Origin of the sequence: Dolomitihabitans soli (assembly GCF_022213955.1) — a bacterium.
Lineage (GTDB): Bacteria > Actinomycetota > Actinomycetes > Streptosporangiales > Streptosporangiaceae > Streptosporangium_A > Streptosporangium_A soli.
Genome location: NZ_JAKNTW010000010.1, coordinates 1 through 23871 on the forward strand (window position 1 = coordinate 1; position 23871 = coordinate 23871).

A 23871-nucleotide genomic window follows, 5' to 3' on the forward strand; every position below is an offset into this window, starting at 1 on the left:
CGGACTTGTCCTCCGAACTCGGCAGACTGGGCTCCACCTGGCCGGGCGGGCCATCCGGAGTCGGACTGCCCGGACCCTCCCAACTCTCCCCGTACTCCACCGACGGAATGTCCAAGGGCTTGGCATTCTCCATGTTGTCGATGATGTAGCGGAGTTCCTCCATCGTGGGCCGCTCGAACTGCTGCTCGATAATCCGCACCCCGTCGACCTCGAGCTCCCTCCGCGAACCCCCGGGACCATCGGAGTCATTGGGATGATCCTTCTCCGGAGTGTCCGGCCGATCCTGGGAATCGTCCCTGTCCTCCTCCTTCGGAGCGGCATCATCCTGCTGCGGTGGAGGCGTGTCCTCCTTGGGCGGCGGCGTCTCGTCCGCGGGCGACGGCTCCGCGCCGTACTCGATCCCGCCGGCCGCGGGCGGCAGGTCGGTCCCGATCCGCGCCTCCGACCCGTAGGGCGTCCCGACCTCGGCGGCACGCAGCGTATCGGGCTGGGACACGGTGCCATTGGCGGTCTGGACGGTCTGAACGGCCTGGTCCGTAGCGGGGCCGTTCTGCTCCGGGACCGGCCCGTCGGACTTGTCCTCCGAACTCGGCAGACTGGGCTCCACCTGGCCGGGCGGGCCATCCGGAGTCGGACTGCCCGGACCCTCCCAACTCTCCCCGTACTCCACCGACGGAATGTCCAAGGGCTTGGCATTCTCCATGTTGTCGATGATGTAGCGGAGTTCCTCCATCGTGGGCCGCTCGAACTGCTGCTCGATAATCCGCACCCCGTCGACCTCGAGCTCCCTCCGCGAACCCCCCGGACCATCGGAGTCATTGGGATGATCCTTCTCCGGAGTGTCCGGCCGATCCTGGGAATCGGGATCGGTGTTACCGCCCTCGGGGCCGGTGGGGTCGGTGTTACCACCCTCAGGATCGGAGGGGTCGGTGTTACCACCCTCAGGATCGGAGGGGTCGGTGTTACCACCCTCAGGATCGGAGGGGTCGGTGTTACCGCCCTCAGGATCGGAGGGGTCGGTGTTACCGCCCTCAGGATCGGTGGGATCGGTGTTACCACCCCGATCGTCACGCGGATTGTCTTCCCGATCGCCCTTGGGATCCCTGTCCTCCTCCTTCGGAGTGGGATCATCCTGCTGCGGTGGGGGCGTGTCCTCCTTGGGCGGCGGCGTCTCGTCCCTCGGTGGAGGCGTGTCCTCCTTCGGCGGAGGAGTGTCTTCTCTGGGCGGCGGCGTCTCATCCCTTGGCGGAGGCGTGTCCTGCTTCGGCGGAGGCGTCTCGTCCTTCGGTGCAGGCGTGTCCTGCTTGGGGGCAGGCGTCTCGTCCTTGGTGCCCTTGTCGTCCTTGTCAGCGCCTTCTGAGGGCATGTCCGTGCGAGGGTTGCCATCGCGGTCGGAACGGGTGCCCTTGTCCTCGGGGTCCTTCGTCTGCACGACCGATTCGTCGGCGTCGCGGGGAGTCTGGCCGTTCCGCGCGGGCTCCGTCGCGGTCTGGTCCTTCTCCTTCTTCTCCAGAAGGGTGAGCCGCGAGGTCACGTCACGCACCATGTCGTCGGCGGCATCGGCCACCTGAACGGGACGATGAGCCGTCCCGGACGGCACGCCCGCCGCGCTGACCAGCCTGGCCACGCGTCCTTCTGTGGTCCGCATCTCGGTGGCCGCGCGTTTGACCTCAGCCAGCAATTGACGAACGAGCTTGGGGTCCATTCCATCGAACTTGCCCATGCGCGACTCCCAGGGAGGTATCAGCCCACCTCACGGTACCTGGGTTACGGTCATTCGTCCCGAAGATAATCAGACAGCATGGATCTTGTCGTGCTCAGCCCGGGATGTCGGAATCTCCGTCCGTGGCGACGTAACCCACCACGCCCCGTAGTTTCTCCTGGCTGATCGCACCTTTACGGAGCAGGCGAGGGACCGCCGTGGTCAGATCGAGGATGGTGGAGGGGGTCCTGTCCACGCAGGCTCCGCCGTCGAGATAGACGGCCACCGTCTCGGCGAGCTGGTCCTCCGCCTCGGCGGCGGTGACGGCCGGCGGGGCGCCCGCGCGGTTGGCGCTGCTGACCGCCATCGGCCCGGTGTCCTTGAGCAGGTCGAGCGCGACCGAGTGCAGCGGCATCCGGATCGCCACCGTGCCCTTGGTCTCGCCCAGGTCCCAGGAGAGCGACCGGTTGGCCTGGCAGATCAGGGTGAGGGGACCCGGCCAGAAGGAGTCGACGAGGTCCTGCCCGTACGGGCCGAGGCTCTCCACCAGCGCGTTGGCCGCGCGGACGGTGCCCACCAGCACGGGGACGGGCATGTCACGGCCGCGTCCCTTGGCCTCAAGGAGCGCGGTGACCGCCGAGGGGGTGAAGGCGTCGGCGCCCACGCCGTACACGGTGTCGGTGGGCAGCACCACGAGCTCGCCGCGGCGTACGGCGGAGGCCGCGTCGGTCAGTCCCGCGGCCCGCTGCTCCGCATCCGCACAGTCATAACGTCGGGTCACGGTAGACAATCCTTCCAGGTGCACATGGTCAGGTGCTGGACAGGGCCCGGTTCACTCCTGGCCGAAGCGGGCGGTGACGAAGCGGTCCCTGCGAGTGAGGTCCTGACGGCTTCGCACGTCGCGCCAGCCGTTGTCCTCGGTGAACGTGAGATAGACGGCGGATCCCTGCGCGTCGGCGTGCTCCACGGCCACGAATCCGCCGGGGCGCAGCAGCCTGCGGGCCGTACGTTCCACGGCGCGGACCTCGTCGAGGCCGTCGGCGCCCGAGCCGTACAGGGCGCGGGCCGGATCGTACTCGCGCACCTCGGGATCGCGGGGGATCGCGCCGGGCGGGATGTAGGGCGGGTTGGAGATGACCAGGTCGACCCGGCCGTCGAGCTCGTGCAGGCACTCGGCCAGGTCCTCGGGGTGCAGGGTCACCCGGCCCTGTCCGAGCTCGGAGATGTTGCGCTTGGCCCAGCCGTACGCGCGCGGGTCGACCTCGACGGCGTGCACCTGCGCGAGCGCCACCTCCTGGGCGATCGACAGGGCGATGGCGCCGGAGCCGGTGCCGAGGTCCACGACGACGGGCGAGGCGACGTCCATCTCGCGGAGCCGGTCGATCGCCCAGCCCGCGACCACCTCGGTCTCGGGGCGCGGCACGAAGACGCCGGGGCCGACCTCCAGTGACAGGTAACGGAAGTAGGCGCGGCCGGTGATGTGCTGCAGGGGTTCGCGGGCCGCGCGCCGGGCGACGCCCTCCCAGAACAGCGCGTCGAAATCGGCGTCCTTGACCGTGAGCAACTCACTTCTGCGCACGCCGTGAACGAAGGCCGCGATCTCCTCGGCGTCGGTACGCGGAGAAGGCACTCCGGCTTCGGCCAGCCGGGCGGTGGCAAGGGCGATCTCGTCCAGGAGGAAGGTCATGTCATGGGGTTCAGGAATGGGCGGCGAGCTTCTCCGCCGTCTCGGCGTCGGTCAAAGCCTGGATCACCGCGGTCAACTCGCCGTCCAGGACTTGATCAAGGTTATACGCCTTGAAGCCGACCCGGTGGTCGGAGATGCGGTTCTCCGGAAAGTTGTAGGTGCGAATGCGCTCGGAACGGTCGACCGTGCGCACCTGTGACTTGCGCTCGGCGGCGGCGGAGGCCGCGGCCTCCTCCTCGGCCATCGCCTGGAGGCGGGCGCGCAGCACGCGCATCGCCGAATCCTTGTTCTGGAGCTGGCTCTTCTCGTTCTGGCAGGAGACGACGACGCCGGTGGGCACGTGGGTGATGCGGACGGCCGAGTCGGTGGTGTTGACGCTCTGGCCGCCGGGGCCGCCCGAGCGGAACACGTCGATGCGCAGGTCGTTGGGGTCGATCTGGATGTCGACCTCCTCGACCTCCGGGTAGACGAGCACGCCGGCCGCACTGGTGTGGATGCGCCCCTGCGACTCGGTCGCCGGAACCCGCTGCACCCGGTGAACGCCGCCCTCGAACTTCAGCTGCGACCACACGCCGTCGTGGCCCTTCGCCTTGATGGCGACGGTGACGTCCTTGTAGCCGCCGAGGTCGGAGTGCTGGGCGTCGATGATCTCGGCCCGCCAGCCGACCCGCTCCGCGTAGCGGAGATACATCCGCAGGAGGTCACCGGCGAACAGGGCCGACTCCTCGCCGCCCTCACCCGCCTTGATCTCCATCAGGATGTCCTTCGAGTCGTTGGGGTCGCGCGGGATGAGCAGGTGCTTGAGCCGGTCCTCCAAGGGGCCGATCCGCGCCTGGAGCTCCTCGGCCTCCGCGGCGAAGGACGCGTCCTCCGTGGCCAGCTCCCTGGCGGCGGCGAGGTCCTCACGGACCCCGTCGAGCTCCCGGTAGGTGGTCACGATCGGGGTGAGCTCGGCGTAACGCTTGCCGAGCGTGCGCGCCCTGTTCTGGTCGGCGTGCACGGCGGCGTCGGAGAGCGTGGTCTCCAGCTCGGAGTATTCCTTGAGCAGCTCGTCCAGATTCACCGTGCGTCGTCCCTTCGAAGAGCAAAAGCCTGACCATGAAGAACGCCGACCCGGTCACATCCTTCTGACGAGGGATGATTCCGAGTCGGCGGTGATCTGAGCTAGTTGCCCGTGGTCTTCTTCCCGAAGCGCTTCTCGAAGCGAGCCACCCGGCCGCCGGTGTCGAGGATCTTCTGCTTGCCCGTGTAGAACGGGTGACACGCCGAGCACACGTCGGCGTGGATCGAGCCGTTCTTCGCGGTGCTACGGGTGGTGAAGGAGTTGCCGCACGTGCAGGTGACCTGCGTGACGACGTACTCCGGGTGGATGTCGGGCTTCATGTTCTTTCCTCTCGCAAGGTGCGGTCGCCGGGTCGCCGTGACTCTGCGCGCTGAGCACACCGGACGGGTGCGCGCGGGCGGGAACCGGTACCTGCTGCGGTTCGGCTACCAGTGTGCCAGATCCTGCAACCATCCCAGGCCGTGGGTAATTCCCGTGCGCGGAAACGGCGGGCCGTGGCGGCCCGCCGTCTCCCTCGGTGACGCTAGTCGCGCTCGTTGCTCACGGTCGTCTTCTGGACCTGGAGCAGGAACTCGGCGTTGGAGCTGGTCTCCTTCATCTTCTCCAGGAGCAGCTCCAGAGCCTGCTGCATGTCGAGAGCGTGCAGCACCCGCCGCAGCTTCCAGGTGATCTGCAGCTCGTCCTTCGACATCAGGATCTCTTCCTTACGGGTGCTGGACGCGTCGACGTCCACCGCGGGGAAGATCCGCTTGTCTGCCAGCGAGCGGTTGAGCTTGAGCTCGGCGTTGCCGGTGCCCTTGAACTCCTCGAAGATGACCTCGTCCATCTTGGAGCCGGTCTCGACCAGCGCCGTGGCGAGGATCGTCAGCGAACCGCCGTTCTCGATGTTCCTGGCCGCGCCGAAGAACCGCTTCGGCGGGTAGAGCGCCGTGGAGTCGACACCACCGGACAGGATCCGGCCGCTGGCCGGCGCCGCGAGGTTGTAGGCGCGGCCGAGCCGGGTGATCGAGTCGAGCAGCACGACGACGTCGTGGCCCAGCTCGACCAGCCGCTTGGCCCGCTCGATGGCGAGCTCGGCGACCGTGGTGTGGTCTTCGGCGGGACGGTCGAAGGTCGAGTGGATGACCTCGCCCTTCACCGACCGCTGCATGTCGGTGACCTCTTCCGGACGCTCGTCGACCAGCACGACCATCAGGTGGCACTCGGGGCTGTTCCTGGTGATCGCGTTGGCGATCGCCTGGAGCACCATCGTCTTGCCCGCCTTGGGCGGCGAGACGATCAGGGCGCGCTGGCCCTTGCCGATCGGGGTCACCATGTCGATGATCCGGGTCGTCAGCACGTTGGGCTCGGTCTCCAGCCGCAGGCGCTCCTGCGGGTAGAGAGGCGTGAGCTTGTTGAAGTCGGGACGGTTCCGGCCCTGGTCCGGGTCCATGCCGTTGACGGTGTCGAGACGGACCAGCGCGTTGAACTTCTCGCGCCGCTCGCCCTCACGCGGCTGGCGCACGGCGCCGGTGATGACGTCGCCCTTGCGCAGGCCGTTACGGCGGATCTGGGCCAGCGAGACGTAGACGTCGTTAGCACCCGGCAGATAACCGCTGGTGCGCACGAACGCGTAGTTGTCGAGGATGTCCAGGATTCCGGCGATCGGGATCAGGACATCGTCGTCGCCGACGACCGGCTCGTTGCTGTCGAAGCGGTCACGTCCACGACGGTTCCGCTCCCTGAACCGGCCACGACGGCCGCGACGGCTGCCGTCGTCGTCCTGGTCGGCGCCCCGCGGGTCGCCGCCTCGCGGGTCACCGCCACGCCCCTGGTCACGGCCCTGGTCGCGATCGCGGTCACGGTCACGGCCCTGCTCACGGTCACGGCCCTGCTCACGGCCCTGGTCACGGTCGCGGTCGCGGCCCTGCTCACGGTCACGGTCACGGTCACGGCCCTGCTCGCGGCCCTGCTCGCGGCCCTGCTCGCGGCCCTGGTCGCGGCCCTGGTCACGGTCACGGTCTCCGCGACCCTGACCGGCGTCCGCTGCCCGCTGGTCGGTACGGCTGTCGCCACGCTCGCGCCGGTCGCCACGCTCCGCGCGGTCACCACGGTCACGATCGGCACGGTCGCCGCGGTCGGCACGCTCACCGCGGTCAGCACGCTCAGCACGGTCACCGCGGTCGGCACGCTCACCGCGGCCACGGCGGTCGCCCCGCTCGCGGCGGCTCTCGCCACGCTCGGACCGGCCGTCGGACTGCGCGCTCTCGGGCTGCTCGACGACGGCGGGTGCCGCGGCGACGACCGGCTCGGCCTGCGTCACGGGTGCCGCCTGCGCGGCGATCGGCTCGGGCGCGGCCGGCTGCTCGGCTACCGGCTCCGGCGCGACGGCGCGGGAACGTTCCCTCCGGGCACGCGCAGGGCGCTCGGCGGGCTGCTCGGCCGGCGGCGCGGCGGCCGCCGCCTTCGACGCGGCGGGCGCGGCGGGGGCGGTGTCTCCGGCGGCGGGCGTCTGGCCGCCATCAGCGGAAACGCCCTGCTTCTCCTGGATGGCCGCGATGAGCTGGCTCTTGCGCATCCGCCCGGTCCCGCTGATACCCAGGCTCGACGCGAGCTGCTGGAGCTCAGGCAGCACCATGGCGGACAGGCCGGTGCCGGAGCGACGTCGCGGCTTGGCCGGGGCGCGCGTGGGGGTGTCGCCGGCCGCCGGCTTCCCAGAGCCGGTGTCGGAGAGGAGTTCGGTGGTGTCGCTCACTAAGGGTCCTTCCCAGGGGTCGGGCGTCGGCCGCGATAAGCCAATCGTCCCGGAGGTGCGATCGATCCGGCGGGACAGACCGGGTCGGGGTGCACGTTGCGATCCTTGGCCGCCCCGAAGGACGGCTGCCACTGTCGGGGACAGGTCCGTCCAAGCCGTCAGCGCCGGGACGTGCCGGCGATGGGTGCCTGGAGGTCACCCCCCGGATTGTTATTGCCAACCAGATGTCGAGATGGTTGGAGCCCGCGTATCCCCGCACACTCCGCCCCTCGACGCGTCTACCGGATGTGGACCAACCGGAGACGACGGATTCAGGAACAGTGTGCTGCCCACATCTGATGAGGTGGAGCATGATGCAGCGATGTGTGGCTGACAAGCACGCACCCATCATGGGGGCATCTGGTGCGGCTATAAGCCTAACATCACCAGCGCACACGGCTATTCCCTGAAGGTCGAAGAGGCATCAGCGTGTCTCGGGAAACTGGACGGTCGCACCATCGATGTCGACGTCCAAAGGCTGGATGTGCCAGTCAGTACCCACTTCTGACGCGATCAAATCCTGCGTATCCGCTGACGAAAACGCAAGAACTGTGGGCCCCGCCCCGGACACGACTGCGGGAACTCCGACCGCGCGGAGACGTTTTACCAGATCCGCGGTCTGTGGCATGGCAGGCGCGCGGTAGTCCTGGTGCAGCCGATCTTCTGTGGCGGCGAGCAGCACCGGGGTCTCCGGTTGAAGTGTCACCGCCGCGACAAGGAGTGCCGCCCGCCCCGCGTTGGCGGAGGCGTCGGTGTGGGGCACGTCTTTCGGCAGGTATCCCCGCGCCACTTCGGTGGACAACCGGTGCCCGGGGATGACGACCACAGGCCGGATCTCGGCATGCGGGCGCAGCTTCACCATACGCGGAACTCCGGATCGCTCGCTCCACGCGATCGTCAATCCGCCCGCGAGACACGGCGCGACGTTGTCCGGATGCCCCTCCATCTCGGTGGCCAGCGCGTAGACGTCCTCGTCGGAGAGGCCGTCGGGCAGGCCGCCGCCGAGCGCCCTGGCGGCGAGAATGCCCGCGCAGATGGCCGCGGAGGAGGAGCCGAGGCCCCTGGCGTGCGGGATGCGGTTGTGACATCGCAGACGGATGCCTGACGGCTGCGGCGCGCCCATCCGGGAGAATGCCCGCCGCATCGCCTGTACGACCAGATGGCCCTCGCCCGGATCGAGCTCACCGGCCCCCTCGCCGGTGACCTCGATGTCGATTCCCGTACCCGTGAGCGTGGCCTCGATCTCGTCGTGGAGGCGGAGGGCCAGCCCCAGCGTGTCGTATCCCGGGCCCAGGTTCGCCGAGGTCGCGGGCACGCGGACGACGACGGTCGTGCTATCGGACATGCGTCACCTTCGAGATGTCAGGCGAGCTCCAGCGCCATCGCGGCAGCGTGGGCGTCGATCGAGATCGTGACCGGCGCGGGAGCCCCGGAGATCGCCCAGTCGGGGTCCTTCAAACCGTTGCCGGTGACGGTACACACCACCCGCTCACCGGCGCGGACCAGCCCCTGCTGGTGCGCCTGGAGCAGGCCGGCGACGCTCGCGGCCGAGGCCAGCTCGACGAACACGCCCTCCTCCTGCGCGAGCAGCTTGTAGGCGGCGGCGATCTGCCGGTCGGTGACGGCCTGGATGTCGCCGCCCGACTCGTCACGCGCCGCCTCGGCGAGCTGCCACGACGCGGGGTTGCCGATCCGGATGGCGGTGGCGATCGTGTGCGGGTGGGTCACCGGCGCGCCGTTCACGATCGGGGCGGAACCGCTCGCCTGGAACCCCAGCATGCGGGGCGTGCCGGTGGCGGGGCCGTCCGCGGCGTACTCCTTGTAGCCCATCCAGTACGCGGAGATGTTGCCGGCGTTGCCGACCGGGAGGCAGTGCACGTCGGGCGCGTCGCCGAGCACGTCGACGATCTCGAACGCCGCGGTCTTCTGCCCCTGCAGCCGGTACGGGTTGACCGAGTTGACCAGCGCGATCGGGTAGCTCTCCGACAGCTTCCTGGTCATCTCCAGGCAGTCGTCGAAGGACCCGTCGACCTGGAGGAGCTTGGCGCCGTGCACGAGTGCCTGCGCCAGCTTGCCCATTGCGATCTTGCCGCGGGGCACCAGGACCGCACAGGTCAGCCCGGCGCGCACCGCGTACGCGGCGGCGGAGGCGCTGGTGTTTCCGGTGGAGGCGCAGATGACCGCCTTCGCGCCCGACTCCACCGCCTTGCTGATGGCCATGGTCATGCCACGGTCCTTGAAACTGCCGGTCGGGTTGAGCCCCTCGACCTTGAGGTAGACGTCGCAGCCGGTGAGCGCGGAGACGCGCCGGGCCGGCACGAGCGGCGTGCCGCCCTCCAGCAGGGTGATCACCGGCGTCGCCGTGGTCACCGGAAGCCGGTCGCGATACTCCTCGATGAGGCCACGCCATGCGCTGGTCATGATTCTGCTCCTACGGCTGCATGCTGTGTAGGTGTCCGAGTTTACGGGCACTGGCCTGACCTGCCGACACAGGATGTCCCACCGGCGGACATCACCGATAGGGTCGGCAGATGCTTTCCCCCCGGCAGACGCACGAGGAGCATTCGCCATGACGGGTGGAGCGGGCGCCGCCCGGCCCCTGATCAGACACAACGACCACTCTCCGCTGGAGCCGCCGCCGCTCGGCGGGTGGCAGCCGTCACTGCCGGTGAGCGTCGTCATCCCCGCCCACGGCGGGCAGCATCGTCTCGACCTGACCCTGGCGGCCCTGGCGGCCCAGACCTATCCGGTCCACCTGCTGGAGGTCATCGTCGTCGACGACGGCAGCGAGCCTCCCCTGCGGCTGCCCGAGATCGCGCCGATCGACACCCGGATCGTTACCGCCGACCCGTCCGGCTGGGGCATCGGCCACGCGTTCAACACGGGCGCCGCCGCCGCCGAGGGTGTCCTGATCCAGCGGCTCGACGCCGACATGATCACTTGTAAGGAGCACATCGAGGCGCTCGCCCGCTGGCACCACCTGACCGACTACGCGGTCGCCATCGGCTACAAGAGGTTTCTCGACGAGCCGGAGCTGACCCCGGAACAGGTGCACGAGGGGGTGCTCGGCGGCGGCCTCGCCGACCTGTTCGACCTGGACGCGGCGGTGCCCAGCTCGACCGAGCAGACCATCGCCCGCCTCGACGGGCTGCGTGCCAGCCGCAATCCCTACCACGTGTGCACCGGCCCCACGCTGTGCCTGCACCGCGAGCTGTTCCTGGCGGTCGGCGGCATCGACCCGGCCGTCCCGCGCGGCGAGGACACCGAGTTCGCCTACCGGCTCGCATCCAGCGGCGTCGTGTTCGTCCCCGACCCGGCCGCGCAGGCGGTCCACCTCGGGCTGCCCGCCCAGCGTCTCGAACGTGACCGCGCGGTCCGGGTGGTCTCGCCGTACCTCGCGCATCGCGTCCCGCTCCGCCGTGACCTGCGTAAGGACCAGGGGCGGCAGTGGCTCGTGCCGTACGTCGAAGTGGTCCTGGAGATCGGGGACGCCGGTGCGGAGGCCGTGCGCGGCGCGGTGGGGGCGGCGCTTGAGGGGTCGGTGCGCGACGTGGTGGTCACGCTCGTCGCGCCGTGGTCGAAGCTGACCGGCGAACGGCGTCAGGTGCTCGCCGACCCCCAGCTCGACCTGCGGCTGCTGAGCGAGCACTTCGCGCACGACGTACGGGTACGGCTCGCCGACGAGATCGTCCCCACGCCCGCGCCCATCCCGTTCCGGTACACCGGCCCGGTCGAGGTCCCGCTCGCCGCCGACACGCTCAAACTCATGATCGACACAGTCCAGCAGAACCGGGACGGCATGCTCGTCGTCACCCTTCCCGGCGACCACACGGCCCGCCTGGAGCGCACCGAGGCCCTCAGCCGCGCCCTGCTCCTCGCCACCCCCGACGCCGCCCTCGCCGACCTGATCAGGCCCGGCGCCGACCGCGCCCTCACCGACGCGCGCAGAACCGAACTCCTCGACGCCACCCACGGCGTACGGCACGGCGACCCCGCCGACTACTGGCCCGCCCCGAAACCCGCCCCGAAACCCGCGTCGGCACCCGGCTCGAACCCCGCCCCGCCCACCGGCTCGAACCCCGCCCCGAAACCACCACCCCCGAAGGCCCCGGCACCCGAACCGCCGCCCGCGCGCCCCGGCCTCCTCGGCAAGCTCCGCAACGCCGTCAGCTTCTCAGCCTTGAAGGACTGAGCTCGCAGCTCCTCGCCGTCGGTGGCTTCGACTTTGTAGGCGATGAACCGGCGGAGCTGGTGGAAGCTCCATGAATGCAGCGTGACCCGCTGGGCTTGCGGAGCCGTACCCGCCGCGCGCAGGGTCGCCTGCTCAGGCGTCGGCAGGAGCTTGACCTGCACCACCAGTTTTCATCGAATATTCTATCGTTGGGTCCATGTCACCGCGATGGGAACCGAACCCCGATGTTAGAAGGGGCAGAAGCGTCGTATGCGCGCTTCACGCGCATTTGGTCTTCATGCCAAAGTATCGGCGGGGTGTGTTCACCGACGAGATCCTGCGTCGCTGCGAAGACATCATGATCGAGGTGTGCGACAGCTTCGGGGCCGAGCTGGTCGAGTTCACCGGCGAGGACGGTCATGTGCAGCTGCTCGTGCACTACCCACCCAAAGTCGCCCTCTCGACGCTGGTGAACAGCCTCAAGGGCGTGTCCGCGCGGCTGCTCCGCAAGGAGTATCCGGCACATATCGGCAAGTATTCGGGGGGCGGGCACTTCTGGTCACCGTCGTACTTCGCCGCCTCCTGCGGCGGCGCACCCCTATCGATCATCGAGGAGTACATCGAGAACCAGAAACACCCGGGCTGAGCCGCTCGATGGCCTACTCGATCGCTTACCGGCCACTGCACCGCTCGGGTCTTGGCGGCCCTCCCGCGCTGTCGTTTCCTCCCACCGGGTGAGCAGGGCGTGAACGACCGGGTTCCACCCCAGATCGCTCTGAACTCCGGCTGACCTCCGCCTTCTCCCCCGACAGACCGACCACGCCCCATGCCAAACCGGAAGCGGTAGGACGTCACGCCCAGCCGTACGGCATCGCGACCACCGGTCACAGCCGTCTCGTACCAGGCCGGCCGTACCGCACCCAACCGCGGGCCACACCGCGACCTCGTGGCAGGCCAGGCCGGTCGTACGGCATGGCGAGAGGTGGAGGCGCGTCGCGAGGTCGCGGCAGGGGCCGCGCTATGGCCGTGCGGGCAGCGGGGTGAGGGTGGGCCAGCGGGTGAGCATGCGGTCGCGGAGGGCGGCGGCGAGGGGGGACAGGTCGCCGAGTTCGTGCGTGCCGGCGACGACGTCCAGGCGGTGGACGAGTCGCTGGCGGGCGGTGGCGGTGCCCCAGGTCCAGTCGTCGCCGGGGACCACGGCGAGGTGGTCCACGGTGCCGCGGCGGGCACGCTCGACCAGGGCGTCGCCGCGCAGGAGCCAGCCGGCGCAGGCGTCGGCCAGGCTGCCGGAGACGTCGTCGCCCTTGGCCGCCTTCCACACCGCCCGGTAGCGCTCCTCGGCCTCGGCCAGCACTCCTCCCGGGATGGCCAGGGAGCACCAGCACGTCGGGAAGCCGACCCGGAGGTAGGCCAGCTCCATCAGTCCGTTGCCCAGGGCCGCCTGTTCCAGGTCGATGAAACGCACCCCGCCGGGCGTGAGCAGCGAGTTGTCGGGACAGGGGTCGCCGTGCAGCATCGCGTGGTGGCCGGGAGCGTCGAGCCGGGCCAGCAGCGCCGCCAGCTCGCCGGGGACGCCCGCGGGGACCGGCACCTCAAGGGCGCGCGCGAAGGCGAGGAACGCGTCGGCGTCGGCGGCCGTGGGCGGCTGCCAGCGGGGCAGCGCGCCCTCGTCGGCGGGACCGGTCACCGCGTGCAGCCTGGCCAGGGACTCGGCGTAGCGCACCGGCCAGTCGTCGCCCGCGGGCTGCTCGGCGAGTCGCTCAAGGACCAGTGTCGCCGCCCCGGGGTCCGTGGTGATCAACCTGGCGGCGACGGGCGGCTCGGCTCGGGCGGCGAAACCGAGCGCGATGATCTCGCGAGCGCAGCGCTCCGTCGCGTCGGACCCGCCCACCACGCGTTTCACCACGGTCTCCGTGCCGCCGAAGGTGGCCATCCACACCTCGGAGCGCGGACTGCTCTGCACACTCTCCACCTCGGCCGGTTCACCCAGAACGGCCCGCAGCCGCGCGCTCATCATCACCATGTGGGCACGCTAACCGGTGCCGGGTCCGCCCTCATCCGGATTTCGGGTCCACCTTCACCGCGATCTCGCCGCCCAGCCTGGCCCCACCGACCAGATCGAGGTCGTCACCGCTCCAGAAACGGCCGGGGTCGAACCAATTGGGCCGGCGCCCGCCGGGCAGCAGCCCCATCGCCTCGTAGGTGACGGCCACGACCTCCGCGCAGTAGGCGCTCTCCAGCGTGCTGTCGGGCTTTCCGCGCCGCAACCGGGGCAGGCGACCGCGCACCCAGCGTCCGGCGAGCCTGGCCGTGGAGGGGAACGGCGTGCCGTCGAGACGGGCGATCGTGCGCAGGACGGCGTCCTCCATCTCGCGGCCGGCGGGCGGGTCGAGCTGGCGGAGCCACGCCCGCTGGCCGTACCGGGTGGCCCAGACCTCGACGGCGGAGCGCAGGTCGTGGAGCTGGACCCCGCGCTGATGGGTGCCCGACCACAGGTCCGGCAGCGAGCGGCCGAGTTCGGCGTGCCACATCAGCGGCGGGAGGTCTTCGATGACGACCGACATGCCGACGTGGTTGACCGGGCTGTTGGTGGTCATCTGGATCGCCCTGTCGGGCGCCGCGCGCCCGCGAAACAGCCACACGTCTCCGGTCCGGGTGTGATCGAGTGCCTCGTTGAGGCTGATACGCGTGCCAGACATCCCGCTAGTGTCGCTGATTTCCCGTCTTTCTGAGTGATTCGGACGTCTCAGGCGAGGCGTGGCTCCCCGAGCGGTGCGGGTGGCGATCGGGGAAGGTGTCGCTCCGAACCCGCGATCGTGACCCCGCGGGACGTGCCGTACCGGCGAGGACGCGGCCCCGCCCGGTACGGCATGCGACGGCGTATCGCCGAGATCACGTCTCCGCCGGTCGATTCGGCTACCCGTGGCCGAAAGCGGTCGGCTGGACGGGGCCTGACCACGCCGCCGGGGATCAGCTCGTACGCTGTGGGCATGCGGTGGTGGAAGATTCTCGGTCTGGCCGGATTCGCGGGCGTGGCGGCGACCGGCGCGGTGATCGTGCGGGCGGAGCGGCGCAGGCGCGCCTACTCCCCCGACGAGATCAAGGAGCGCCTCCGCGACCGGCACGCGGAGACGACGGGGACGACGGCGGATACCTCGGGGCGGGCCGGCGGCGCAGCACCCGCCGAGTGAGCCGGGCAGGCCGGTGGACACCCTCCCGCCCCAGGCGGCCTGCCGGTGGGCGGGTCAGCGGCGGCGGCGCAGGACGCGTCTGAGTGAGGTGGCCAGGCCGGTGGGCTGCGCCGCCGGCTGTGCCTTCTTGGCGGCGGCCAGTTCGCGGCGCAGCGAGCCGACCTCCCGGCGGAACTCCACGGCGCTCTTGCGCCAGCGGCCCGCCTCCTCGCGCCACTTGTCGATCTGGCCGCGGAGCCGCTCGGCCTCCTTCTTGAGCTTCGCGACCTCGGCCGCGGCCTCCGCACGGGCCCGATAGGCGCTGCGGCGTCCCTGGATGGCGGTGGCCTCCGGTGTGAAGCCGAAGCTCTTGCCGTCGACCCAGAGCACCCCGAAGGTGTCGTGCACGGCGTCGTCGAGGTCCTCGTCGGGTCCGGCCACGATCGCCGCTCTGGAGAAGGCGGCGGTACGTTCCAGACGGGCGGCGACGATCCCGTCGGCGCTCTCGTCCAGCAGCACGTTCAGCAGGCCGTACCCCTGTTCCCTGGCGAGGTCGAGCAGCCGTGCCAGGGAGTCCTCGCCGGGGACCCAGCCCGCGGGGAGCCGTAGCCGGTACGGCCCGGCCGGGGTGTCGGTGCCGAACAGGGCCGCGGGCGGGTCGGCGGTGGCGAGCCGTACCCGGGCCTCGTGGGCGTAGTGGCCGCGGATCAGGACCAGGTCGAGATCGGGGTCGGTGAGGGGGGCGCGGCGCTCGGGGGTCAGGGAGTCCCATGGGCCGACCAGCTCGACGGATACGTCGGGCACGGTGCCCGCGAGGACGGCGTCCACCGTGGCGCGCACCTCGTCGTAGCCGCCGGCCTCGACCACGACCTGCACGTACGGGACCTTCCAGCGCCGGGTGGGGTGCGAGCGCAGCCAGCGGTAGGACGGGATGCGGTCGGCGACGTAGGCGTGGCTGACCCGGTCGATCGGGGCCTTGTCGCGCATCCGCATCGAGGGGCCGAGGTGGTAGCCGCGCGCCTCGGGGTCGGGCACGAACACCGCGCCCGCCTGGGCGAGCCGGTAGCCCAGCTCGGTGTCCTGGCCGAGGACGAGGTCGACGTCCATCGGCCCGGCGCGGTGCAGGAGGCGGGCGTTGACCGAGGTGGCGCCGCCGACGTGCAGGCTGAAGGCGCGGTGCGGGTCGTCGACCAGGCCGCCGGTGCGTTCCAGCAGGTCGATGAGCCACTGGTGCGGCTCGGCGGGTTCGAACAGCTTGGCCAGGTCGTCGGCGGCGGCGACCACCTCGGGGCTGGGCGGTTCCGCCGAGGTGAACCTCAGGTGAGTCGCGACCACCAGGTAGGGCGCGAGGTGGTGCCAGCGCATGTGGGCTTCGAGCGCGTCACGTTCCAGGACCACGTCGGAGTCGAGCCAGTGGATCACGTCGCCGGTGGACGCGGCCAGCCCCGCGTTGCGCGCGTCGGCCCGTCCCGGCGTGTCGCAGACGATCAGTCGGGCCAGCTCGGGCCGGGTCTCCCCGAGGGTGAGCGCGGGCGCGCTGCCGTTGTCGACCACGATGACCTCGAGCAGCTCCTGCGGGTACGTCTGGGCGGCCAGCCCGGCGAGCGTCAGGTCGAGTTTCCGCTGCCCGTTGTAGGCGGGCACGACGACGCTCACGGTGAGCGAGGGGGTCCACGAGCCGAGCCGGGGAGGGCGCAGCGTGGTGTAGTCGTTTCCCTTGACACGGGCGCTCACGGTTGGGTCCCTCTCGGTTGCCCGGATGACGGCGTCTCCATGATCAGGCTGGGACGGAAACCGCGCCACTGGTTCGTGGCGACCCGCAGGAAATGGGCGAGGGGAAGCTGCCAGGTGTGCTGGTCTTCGAGGGATCGCCGCAGGACGTAGCCGAGCCCGTGGGTCCGGTAGATTCTGCCGTTCTCGGCGTGGATGCGCTTGAGGAGGTCGGCGTCCACACCTCCGGGGAGAGGGCTGAATCCGCCTATTTCCCGAAATTTCGCTATATCGAGGAGAATCGTGCCTCCTGCGACGTGCTCGTTCCCCACCTCACTGGTGTAGTCGGTCCGCCGGATCGTGGCCCGCAACGGCTCCAGGTAGAAGAACTCGGCCGCGGTGCCCACCACGTCCGCCGTCGCGTACTCCTTCGCCAGCAACAGGTCGGCCAGGTGCTCGGGCCCATACCAGTCGTCATCGTCCCACTTGGCGAGATAGTCGCCGCCCGCCGTGGCCGCCGCCCGGTTCAGCACCTCCCCGAACGGCGTCGCCGCGTCGGCCTCCACCACGGTCAACGGCAACGGATACCCCTGCACCGCCCGCCGTACCCGCTCGTCATCGGCCGTCGCCCCGTGCAGCCCCACCAGCACCTCGACCCGCACGTGGCGCTGCCGCGCGATCTGTTCGAGCGCCGCGCCCAGCAGGTGCGGCCGCATACTCGACATGACCACGCTGACGAGCGGCCCGCCGTCCTCCCCGGTACGGCCCGCCTCCGAGGTACGGCCGGCCCGCGACCGCAACCCGTGCCGCCGCAGCCGCACGCTGTGCTCCTCGCGCCGGAGATCCGCCACCGACCCGACGAGCGGCCCGGGAGTCCCGTCCGCCCGTGCACGTCCCGGGACCGCCGCGCGCTTCTCGTCCGGCGTCTCCGTTCCCGGACTCCCGGCCGGCTCACCGGCGTCGGGCTCCCAGGCGGTCAGCAGTTCGGCGAGCTCCGGATCGGCCTCCCGCACCCAGCCGGGCACCTCGGAGGCGTACAACGGGACTCCCGCCGCCGCGAGGTCGAGCACCGTCTCGTGCTCTCCGGCCGCGAGCCACTCGACCCGCAGCCCCGCGAACGGCCGCAACCGGGCCACGTCATCGGCCGTCACCTGCCCGGGAAGGGCCTCCCCCGCCGCCTGCCACCCGTTCGCGGCCCACCGCAGCACTCCGGGCGCCTCGGCAGGAGTACGCAGGTAGCCCCTGGGCGTGGCCACACCAGGCGGCTCAGCGGGCAGGTCGGCAGATGGGTCGGCGGGCTCGGTCAATGGTCCATCGGACGGCATCGCTGCGTTGGCATTCATACATCACGTCGATCGAATCCATGGGTCTAAGCAGGGCAAAGGGCGCAAGTCAGGGCCCAAGTCAAGAAGACTAGCGCCCAACGACGTCACAGGGGGCGACCTCCACAATCCACCCCATAAGGGGTCGCGCAGATAGACGCAGGCTCCCCTGGCAGAACGTCTTCCGTCGCCTCGGCCGGCTGCCACGGATGCCGCGCCATCGTCGCGATTCAGGCTACGGCGGGGACGGTCTCTCGGGCGCGCCAGATCCAGTGGCCCGGAGGAAGCGGGCGCCCCACTCCTGGACATGCGCGGCGAACTCCGGCGGCCCCAGCACCTCGAACTCGGCGCCCACGTTGCCCAGCGCCTGGGTCGGCCAATCGAGGGAGGTCGAAGTCATGGTGAGCCGGCAGGTGTCGTGGTCGAGCGGTTCGATGGTGCCCCACTGACCGACCGCCTGCCGTACCCGGGTCGCGGGGGCGTGGACGAGCGCCTCGACCTGGTACGGGGCCGGGGCGGCGCTCGCCGCCTGGACGAAGGCCGCGGCGTCCTCGGCCGGGAGCGGACGCGGCCGGAAGCGCGTGCCGGTCGCGGCCGGCTCGATCACCCTGTCGAGGCGGAAGCTCCGCCAGTCGTGCCGGGTCAGGTCGTAGGCGACCAGGTACCAGCGTCCGCCGAGTGCGACGACGCGGTGCGGCTCGACCTCGCGGTCGGTGGGTGCGGAGCCTCTGGCCGTGTAGCCGAACCGCAGTCGTTCCTGGTCCCGGCAAGCCTGGGCGGCCGTGGTGAGCACCCCCGCCGCGACGACCGGCCCGGACGCGGCGACGGAGAAGGTCATCGCCCGCAGGGCATCCACCCTGGCCCGCAGCCGGGGCGGCAGCACCCGCACCACCTTGGTGAGCGCGCGCAGCGACGCCTCCTGCATCCCGGCGATCCCGCTCTGCGCCGCGTCGCCGATGCCCACCGCGAGGGCCACCGCCTCCTCGTCATCCAGCAGCAGCGGCGGCAGGACGGCACCGGGCGCGAGCTGGTAGCCGCCGTCCGTACCCCGGGCCGCGCCGACCGGGTAGCCGAGCTCGCGCAGCCGGTCAACGTCACGGCGCAGCGTCCGCTCGGAGACCCCGAGCCGCTCGGCCAATTCCAGGCCGGGCCAGTGGCGGTGGGTCTGCAGCAGCGAGAGCAGCCTGAGGGTCCGTGAGCTGGTGTTCGCCATAGCGCCATCCTCGCCCGACTTCCGGTCAAAAAGTGACCGGAAGCTTCTTTAGTGTCGATCTCGAAGGCCGTACAGACCTAAGGACCAAGAAATGATCACCCGTGAGATCCAGCTGGCCGCGCAGATCGCCGGCGCAATCGCCGCCTGGCGGGAACACTTCCGCACCTGGCTGGGCGAGGGCCGCTTCGTCTACCCGCAGACGGTCGTCAAGGGCGGGATCGAGGACGTGCCGCAGGCGTTCCTGTCCCTGCTCCAGGGGTCCTACCGGGGCGATGTCTCGGTGCGGCTGTCGTGACGACCCTCTCGAGCAGGGCCCTGAACCGGGCCCTGCTGGGCCGTCAGTTCCTGCTGGCACGCACCGATCACACCCCGCTGGAGGTGATCGGGCGCCTGGTCGCGCTGCAGGCGCAAGAGCCCAACTGGCCCTACGTCGGGCTGTGGAGCAGGATCCATGGCTTCACCCACTCCCAGCTCACCACACTGCTGCAGGATCGGAAGGTGGTCCGCTCCGGCCTGATCCGCAGCACCCAGCACCTCACCGCGGCCGACGACTTCCGCCGGCTGCGGCCGCTGCTGCAGCCCGTGCTCGACCGCACCGCCCGCTCGGCGTACTTCGCCCGCAACAGCGCGGGCCTGGACCCCGCCTCGCTGGTCGTCACCGGGCTTGAGCTGCTGGCGGGCGGAACGACACCGCGAAAGGAGCTGGCCCGACGGCTGGCCGAACGCCACCCAGGCCGCGACGGGCGCATCCTCGCCGGAGAGGTCGAGCTCAGAGCCCCCCTCATCCACAGCCCGGCCACCGGCACATGGGGCTCCTGGGGCACCCGGTCGGCCGTCTCCGTCACGCCCGCCGAGACCTGGCTCGGCCGGCCCATGTCCCCGGTCACCGCCAAGGACCTGATCCGCCGCTATCTGGCGGCGTTCGGCCCAGCCGGGACCATGGACGTACAGGCCTGGTCCGGGCTGACCCGCCTCGGCGAGATCGTCTCCGACATGCGCGCCGAACTGCGCCACTACCACGACCCCGACGGCAGGGAACTGATCGACCTGGCCGACGCGGAACCGCCCGATCCCGACACGCCCGCGCCCGTGCGACTGCTGCCCGCCTTCGACAACGCCCTGCTCGGCCACGCCGACCGGACCCGCATCATCAGCCACGAGGACCGAAAGCGCGTGATGCCCGGCCAGGCACAGGTACGGCCCACCTTCCTCGTGGACGGCCGCGTGCACGGAAGCTGGTCCCTCGAAGGCGACACCCTGCTCCTCACTCCGTTCCGCCCGCTGTCCGCGATCGATCGGGCGGCCTTGGAGCAGGAGACGGAGCGCCTACTGCCGTTCGTGGGAGGCGAGAATGTGTCCTACAGCAGCCCGATCGCGATCAAGTCGTCCTGACCATCCACCCCGGCATCCATCCCGGCATCGACCGCTGGACTCAAGCCAGGCAAGGTAAGCACGGGTCAACTCGGCGAGTGGTGCCGTGCGGTTGTCTAGCCCTCGTGGCTGGACTCAAGCCAGGCAAGGTAAGCACGGGTCAACAGAGCACAAGCGCCACGAACGCCACCTCGGCCGCCCGGGGCTGCCTTGCACGACGGTTACATGATCGGCAGGCGCGAGCATCGGCGGCAGGCGCGGGCCGAGGCCGCCATGATCGCGTGCGACACCGCCGCGAGCACGCCGACGCACGCCGTCAGCGGCCAGTTCGTGGTCAGGGCCGACACGGTGACGAGCGCGAGCGTGGAGACCCCCATGGCGACGCCGGTGGTGGTGCCGGACCAGGCGACCGCCAGGGGCAACCGCCGCGGCGTGGACAGCCGGCGCACGAGGGCGCCGGTGGCGGCGAACATCGCGGCCAGCAGTACGGCGACGGCCGTGACCCCGCTCAGCTGTGCGGCCGGCGACTGAGCCGGGTCCGGCAGCCGCCAGTCGTGGCCGGCGATCCAGATCAGGCACCAGCAGGCGATCAGGAAGGGGATGGTCAGGGCGACGGCGCGGGCGGTGTGCCGAGTCTGGGCGATGGTGAGCTCCCGCTGGCAACTCGGCACGAGTTCGCCGACGGCCCCGAACTCCCGTACCGCCTGGCCGGCGGCACGGTGGTAGGGCACTCCGTCGCCGGTGTGCGCCGCCGCCGCGTCGGCGAGGCCGTCGCGGATCTCCGCCACCATCCGGGCCTTGATCCGGGCCGGGCCGTGCAGCGCCACCGCCAGAGCCGCGACGTAATCCTCGATCGGGTCCTCGATGCGGTCCTCGATGCGCTCTTCGATGGGGTCGGCTTCCCGGCCGGCGGCGGTCACGTGGTGGGCCGGGGCGACGCGACGGGGTTCAGGACGGAGCCGATCGCCGTCGTGAACTCCTGCCACGCCGTCCGCTCGGTTGCCAGGGTGCGCCGTCCGGCGTCGGTGAGCTGGTAGCAGCGCCGCCGCCGTTCGCCGACGGACTGCCAGCTGCCGTGCAGCAGCCCGAGGCGTTCCAGCCGGTTCAGGGCGGGATAGATCGTGCCCGTACGCATTTCCAGCGTGCCCCCGCTGCGCTGCTGCACGGCGGCGATGATCGCGTAGCCGTGCAGCGGGCCGGATTCGAGTACGGCCAGCAACAGCCCGTCCAGGTGCCCTCGCACTGCGTCTGCCCTCATAGGTTGGCAGCCTACTCACATAAGCGTAGGCATGGTATCTATTGGCAGCCAACACATTGAGAAGAGAGGCCCTCGCAGTGACCAAGGTGCTGCTGTCCGTGCATGTCCTCGCGGCGATCCTGGCGATCGGGCCGATCACCGTGGCCGCCTCGCTGTTCCCCCGCTACGCACGACAGGCGGCCGCGGGAGGCGGCGATCCGGGGGGCCGAGCCTCCGGTGTCCCCGCGTTGCTGCACCGGATCTGCCGCGGCTACACCGTCGCCGGGATCGCCGTCCCGGTCTTCGGACTCGCCACCGGCGCCCAGCTCGGCGTTCTCACTGATGCCTGGCTGATCGCGTCGATCATCCTGACCGCGATCGCGGCCGCCATCCTCGCGCTGGCCATCCTGCCCGGCCAGCGACGCCTGCTCGCGTCGACCGGTGACTCGGCCGCCCCCGAGGATCCGCAACCGATGGCGACCAGGCTGATGGCTCTCACCGGCGCCTTCAACCTCCTCTGGGCGATCGTCGTGGTCCTCATGATTGTCCGCCCCGGCTCCACCACAGGCGTGTGAGCCGAAACCATCGTCGCCGATTCCCCGGCCCGCCACCTCAAACGCGCGCGCCGCGCTGATCGCCGGCACCACCCTGGCGAGAGCCCGCCCACAGCCAGGCGTACCTGGTCCGATCGATCGGCGCGGACCGCGCGCCTGACTACTCCGGCCGGCAAGAGACCGCCCACAACCGGGCCGACCTGGTCCGATCGATCGGCGCGAACCACGCGCTCGGCTACTCCGGCCGGTAGCGGAGGCCGTCCATCAGCAGGTCGAGAAGCCGGCGGACCTGGTCGCGCTGCTCCGGTTCGCCGGCCGCCAGTGACATTCCACTCAGACCGACCAGCACGTCCTGGGGCTCGACGTCCTTTCGGACGGTCCCGGCCTCGCCGCCCGCCCGCAGCAGGGCGGTGATCGCGGCGACCATGCGGTCGCGGCTCTCCTCATACGGGTTGGCGCCGGACGCGAATACGGCGCGCAGAGCATCGGCCAGGCCGCGTTTGGTCGTCATGTAGTCGACGAAGCGGTCCATCCAGGCGCGGGTGGCCTCGTCGGGCGGCAGCGCGCGGAGCAGCTCGGGGGCCGCGTCGCACAGCCGGGCCAGTTCGTTGCGGTAGACGGCCTCGACGAGCGCCTCACGAGTGGGGAAGTGCCGGTAGAGCGTGCCGATGCCGACGCCCGCCTCCTTGGCGATCGCCTCCAGCGTCACCTCCAGCCCGTGCTGGGTGAACGCCCGCACGGCGGTTTCCAGCAGCAGCTCGCGGTTACGCCGCGCGTCGGCGCGGAGCGGGCGGGGGGTGGTCGCCGGCACGGTTCCTCCTCGGTCGTGAATGTCGTAGCCCAATATGCGGCGACCCTGCGCCACTTGCCAATCGGAGGGCCCTCCGCTTAAACTCCATACATTCGGAGGTCCCTCCGTTTATCATCGCACCCTGCACAGCCGAGGAACAGGCACATGCCCACTCGCATCACCACACCCTTCAGCGCCGAGTCCACCGCCGCCGAGGTCGTGGCCGGCATCGACCTCACCGGCCGCCGCGCCATCGTCACCGGCGGCGCGTCCGGCATCGGCGTCGAGACCGCCAGGGCGCTGGCCGGGGCGGGCGCCGAGGTGACCCTGGCGGTCCGCGACCGCGCGGCGGGCGAGCGCACCGCCGACGACATCACCGCCACCACCGGCAACAAGCACCTGCTCGTCGCGCCGCTGGACCTCGCCGACCAGGCGTCCGTCGCCGCGTTCACCGCGAGCTGGGACGGACCGCTGCACATCCTGGTCAACAACGCCGGCGTGATGGCCTCGCCCGAGACGCGCACCCCCGAGGGCTGGGAGCTGCAGTTCGCCACGAACCACCTCGGCCACTTCGCGTTGACGACCGGGCTGCTCGACGCGCTCATCGGAGCGGACGGCGCCCGGGTCGTGTCGGTCAGCTCCAGCGCGCACCTGCTGTCGCCGGTGGTCTTCGAGGACATCCACTTCCGGGAGCGCGCCTACGACTCGTGGGCGGCCTACGGCCAGTCCAAGACGGCCAACGTGCTGTTCGCCGTCGAGGCGAGCAGGCGCTGGGCCGACGCCGGCATCACCGTCAACGCGCTGATGCCCGGCGGAATCCGCACCAACCTGCAGCGACACGTCAGCCAGGAGGAGCTCGACCGGCTGATCGCCGAGCGCGGCGCCACGACCGGCGCACGGTGGAAGACACCCGAACAGGGCGCGGCCACGTCCCTGCTGGTCGCGACCTCACCCCTGCTCAACGGCGTCGGCGGCCGCTACTTCGAGGACTGCCAGGAGGCCGGCCCGAACCAGCCGGGCACCCTCGCAGGCGTTGCCGCCCACGCCCTCGACCCCGAGGCCGCCGCCCGCCTCTGGGACGTCTCCGAGCAGACCCTGCACCCCTAGC

At 70.8% G+C, this 23871-nt stretch carries 22 protein-coding genes and 1 pseudogene; 7 read left to right on the forward strand and 16 right to left on the reverse strand.

The genetic code is table 11. The features are described 5' to 3' along the window. The 8 genes and pseudogenes from MBA17_RS21930 to thrC all read right to left on the reverse strand — a co-directional run. Nucleotides 1-1723 (reverse strand): annotated as a pseudogene (locus MBA17_RS21930) (hypothetical protein); the annotation flags it as partial. A gap of 94 nt (nt 1724-1817) precedes the next feature. Continuing rightward, nucleotides 1818-2483: an L-threonylcarbamoyladenylate synthase gene (locus MBA17_RS21935; RefSeq protein WP_238498410.1), complete on the reverse strand. Its 666-nt coding sequence runs from the start codon at nt 2481-2483 to the stop codon at nt 1818-1820. A 51-nt stretch (nt 2484-2534) separates the two neighbouring features. Then, nucleotides 2535-3389 (reverse strand): peptide chain release factor N(5)-glutamine methyltransferase, encoded by an 855-nt coding sequence (gene prmC, locus MBA17_RS21940; protein ID WP_238498411.1) that lies wholly within the window; start codon nt 3387-3389, stop codon nt 2535-2537. 10 nt (nt 3390-3399) lie between these two features. Beyond that, entirely contained in the window at nt 3400-4452 is a 1053-nt protein-coding gene (gene prfA / locus MBA17_RS21945; protein WP_238498412.1) for a peptide chain release factor 1, read from the reverse strand. Nucleotides 4453-4553: 101 nt separating this feature from the next. Beyond that, on the reverse strand, nt 4554-4772 hold the full coding sequence (gene rpmE / locus MBA17_RS21950) for a 50S ribosomal protein L31 (protein WP_238498413.1): 219 nt from the start codon (nt 4770-4772) through the stop codon (nt 4554-4556). A gap of 203 nt (nt 4773-4975) precedes the next feature. Further along, nucleotides 4976-7186, reverse strand: a complete 2211-nt coding sequence (gene rho, locus MBA17_RS21955) for a transcription termination factor Rho (protein WP_238498414.1) — start codon at nt 7184-7186, stop codon at nt 4976-4978. 463 nt (nt 7187-7649) lie between these two features. Then, nucleotides 7650-8570, reverse strand: a complete 921-nt coding sequence (gene thrB, locus MBA17_RS21960; RefSeq protein WP_238498415.1) for a homoserine kinase — start codon at nt 8568-8570, stop codon at nt 7650-7652. Nucleotides 8571-8587: 17 nt separating this feature from the next. Next, nucleotides 8588-9646, reverse strand: coding sequence for a threonine synthase (thrC, locus tag MBA17_RS21965; RefSeq protein WP_238498416.1), 1059 nt, complete (start codon nt 9644-9646; stop codon nt 8588-8590). Between the two features lie 148 nt (nt 9647-9794). On the opposite strand from thrC, the gene MBA17_RS21970 reads away from it, so the two are divergent. Together MBA17_RS21970 and tnpA are read left to right on the forward strand one after the other, a co-directional pair. Continuing rightward, nucleotides 9795-11417, forward strand: coding sequence for a glycosyltransferase family 2 protein (locus tag MBA17_RS21970; RefSeq protein WP_238498417.1), 1623 nt, complete (start codon nt 9795-9797; stop codon nt 11415-11417). Nucleotides 11418-11613: 196 nt separating this feature from the next. Beyond that, entirely contained in the window at nt 11614-12042 is a 429-nt protein-coding gene (tnpA, locus tag MBA17_RS21975) for an IS200/IS605 family transposase (RefSeq protein WP_238498418.1), read from the forward strand. Nucleotides 12043-12414: 372 nt separating this feature from the next. Here tnpA and MBA17_RS21980 read toward each other — a convergent pair whose 3' ends face one another. Together MBA17_RS21980 and MBA17_RS21985 are read right to left on the reverse strand one after the other, a co-directional pair. Then, complete coding sequence (locus MBA17_RS21980; protein ID WP_238498419.1) at nt 12415-13419, reverse strand: phosphotransferase family protein; 1005 nt, start codon at nt 13417-13419, stop codon at nt 12415-12417. A gap of 31 nt (nt 13420-13450) precedes the next feature. Continuing rightward, nucleotides 13451-14095, reverse strand: a complete 645-nt coding sequence (locus MBA17_RS21985) for a hypothetical protein (protein WP_238498420.1) — start codon at nt 14093-14095, stop codon at nt 13451-13453. A gap of 291 nt (nt 14096-14386) precedes the next feature. Between MBA17_RS21985 and MBA17_RS21990 the strand changes: the two genes are divergently transcribed. Then, nucleotides 14387-14587: a hypothetical protein gene (locus tag MBA17_RS21990; RefSeq protein ID WP_238498421.1), complete on the forward strand. Its 201-nt coding sequence runs from the start codon at nt 14387-14389 to the stop codon at nt 14585-14587. A 54-nt stretch (nt 14588-14641) separates the two neighbouring features. On the opposite strand, the gene MBA17_RS21995 is transcribed toward MBA17_RS21990, so the two are convergent. The 3 genes from MBA17_RS21995 to MBA17_RS22005 all read right to left on the reverse strand — a co-directional run bounded on the left by MBA17_RS21995 (nt 14642) and on the right by MBA17_RS22005 (nt 18811). Next, nucleotides 14642-16300 (reverse strand): glycosyltransferase, encoded by a 1659-nt coding sequence (locus MBA17_RS21995; RefSeq protein WP_238498422.1) that lies wholly within the window; start codon nt 16298-16300, stop codon nt 14642-14644. Then, nucleotides 16297-17583 carry a glycosyltransferase family 2 protein gene (locus tag MBA17_RS22000; RefSeq protein ID WP_238498423.1) on the reverse strand — a complete coding sequence of 429 codons (1287 nt, stop codon included), beginning with the start codon at nt 17581-17583 and terminating at the stop codon, nt 16297-16299. Before MBA17_RS22000 ends, MBA17_RS21995 begins: the two co-directional genes overlap by 4 nt. 250 nt (nt 17584-17833) lie before the next feature. Next, nucleotides 17834-18811: a helix-turn-helix transcriptional regulator gene (locus tag MBA17_RS22005; protein WP_238498424.1), complete on the reverse strand. Its 978-nt coding sequence runs from the start codon at nt 18809-18811 to the stop codon at nt 17834-17836. 91 nt (nt 18812-18902) lie between these two features. Here MBA17_RS22005 and MBA17_RS22010 point away from each other — a divergent pair, with 91 nt between their 5' ends. Then, nucleotides 18903-19106 carry an MDR/zinc-dependent alcohol dehydrogenase-like family protein gene (locus MBA17_RS22010; RefSeq protein WP_238498425.1) on the forward strand — a complete coding sequence of 68 codons (204 nt, stop codon included), beginning with the start codon at nt 18903-18905 and terminating at the stop codon, nt 19104-19106. Beyond that, nucleotides 19103-20203, forward strand: a complete 1101-nt coding sequence (locus MBA17_RS22015; RefSeq protein ID WP_238498426.1) for a winged helix DNA-binding domain-containing protein — start codon at nt 19103-19105, stop codon at nt 20201-20203. Before MBA17_RS22010 ends, MBA17_RS22015 begins: the two co-directional genes overlap by 4 nt. A gap of 200 nt (nt 20204-20403) precedes the next feature. Here MBA17_RS22015 and MBA17_RS22020 read toward each other — a convergent pair whose 3' ends face one another. Continuing rightward, nucleotides 20404-21102 carry a permease prefix domain 1-containing protein gene (locus tag MBA17_RS22020; protein ID WP_238498427.1) on the reverse strand — a complete coding sequence of 233 codons (699 nt, stop codon included), beginning with the start codon at nt 21100-21102 and terminating at the stop codon, nt 20404-20406. Continuing rightward, nucleotides 21099-21440, reverse strand: a complete 342-nt coding sequence (locus MBA17_RS22025; RefSeq protein ID WP_238498428.1) for a PadR family transcriptional regulator — start codon at nt 21438-21440, stop codon at nt 21099-21101. Before MBA17_RS22025 ends, MBA17_RS22020 begins: the two co-directional genes overlap by 4 nt. A 77-nt stretch (nt 21441-21517) precedes the next feature. Here MBA17_RS22025 and MBA17_RS22030 point away from each other — a divergent pair, with 77 nt between their 5' ends. Further along, nucleotides 21518-21994 (forward strand): hypothetical protein, encoded by a 477-nt coding sequence (locus MBA17_RS22030; RefSeq protein ID WP_238498429.1) that lies wholly within the window; start codon nt 21518-21520, stop codon nt 21992-21994. Nucleotides 21995-22208: 214 nt separating this feature from the next. Here the strand turns inward: MBA17_RS22030 and MBA17_RS22035 are convergent, their stop codons facing one another. After that, on the reverse strand, nt 22209-22784 hold the full coding sequence (locus MBA17_RS22035) for a TetR/AcrR family transcriptional regulator (protein WP_238498430.1): 576 nt from the start codon (nt 22782-22784) through the stop codon (nt 22209-22211). 144 nt (nt 22785-22928) lie between these two features. Between MBA17_RS22035 and MBA17_RS22040 the strand changes: the two genes are divergently transcribed. After that, complete coding sequence (locus MBA17_RS22040) at nt 22929-23870, forward strand: SDR family NAD(P)-dependent oxidoreductase (protein ID WP_238498431.1); 942 nt, start codon at nt 22929-22931, stop codon at nt 23868-23870. Nucleotide 23871 lies beyond the last annotated feature (1 nt).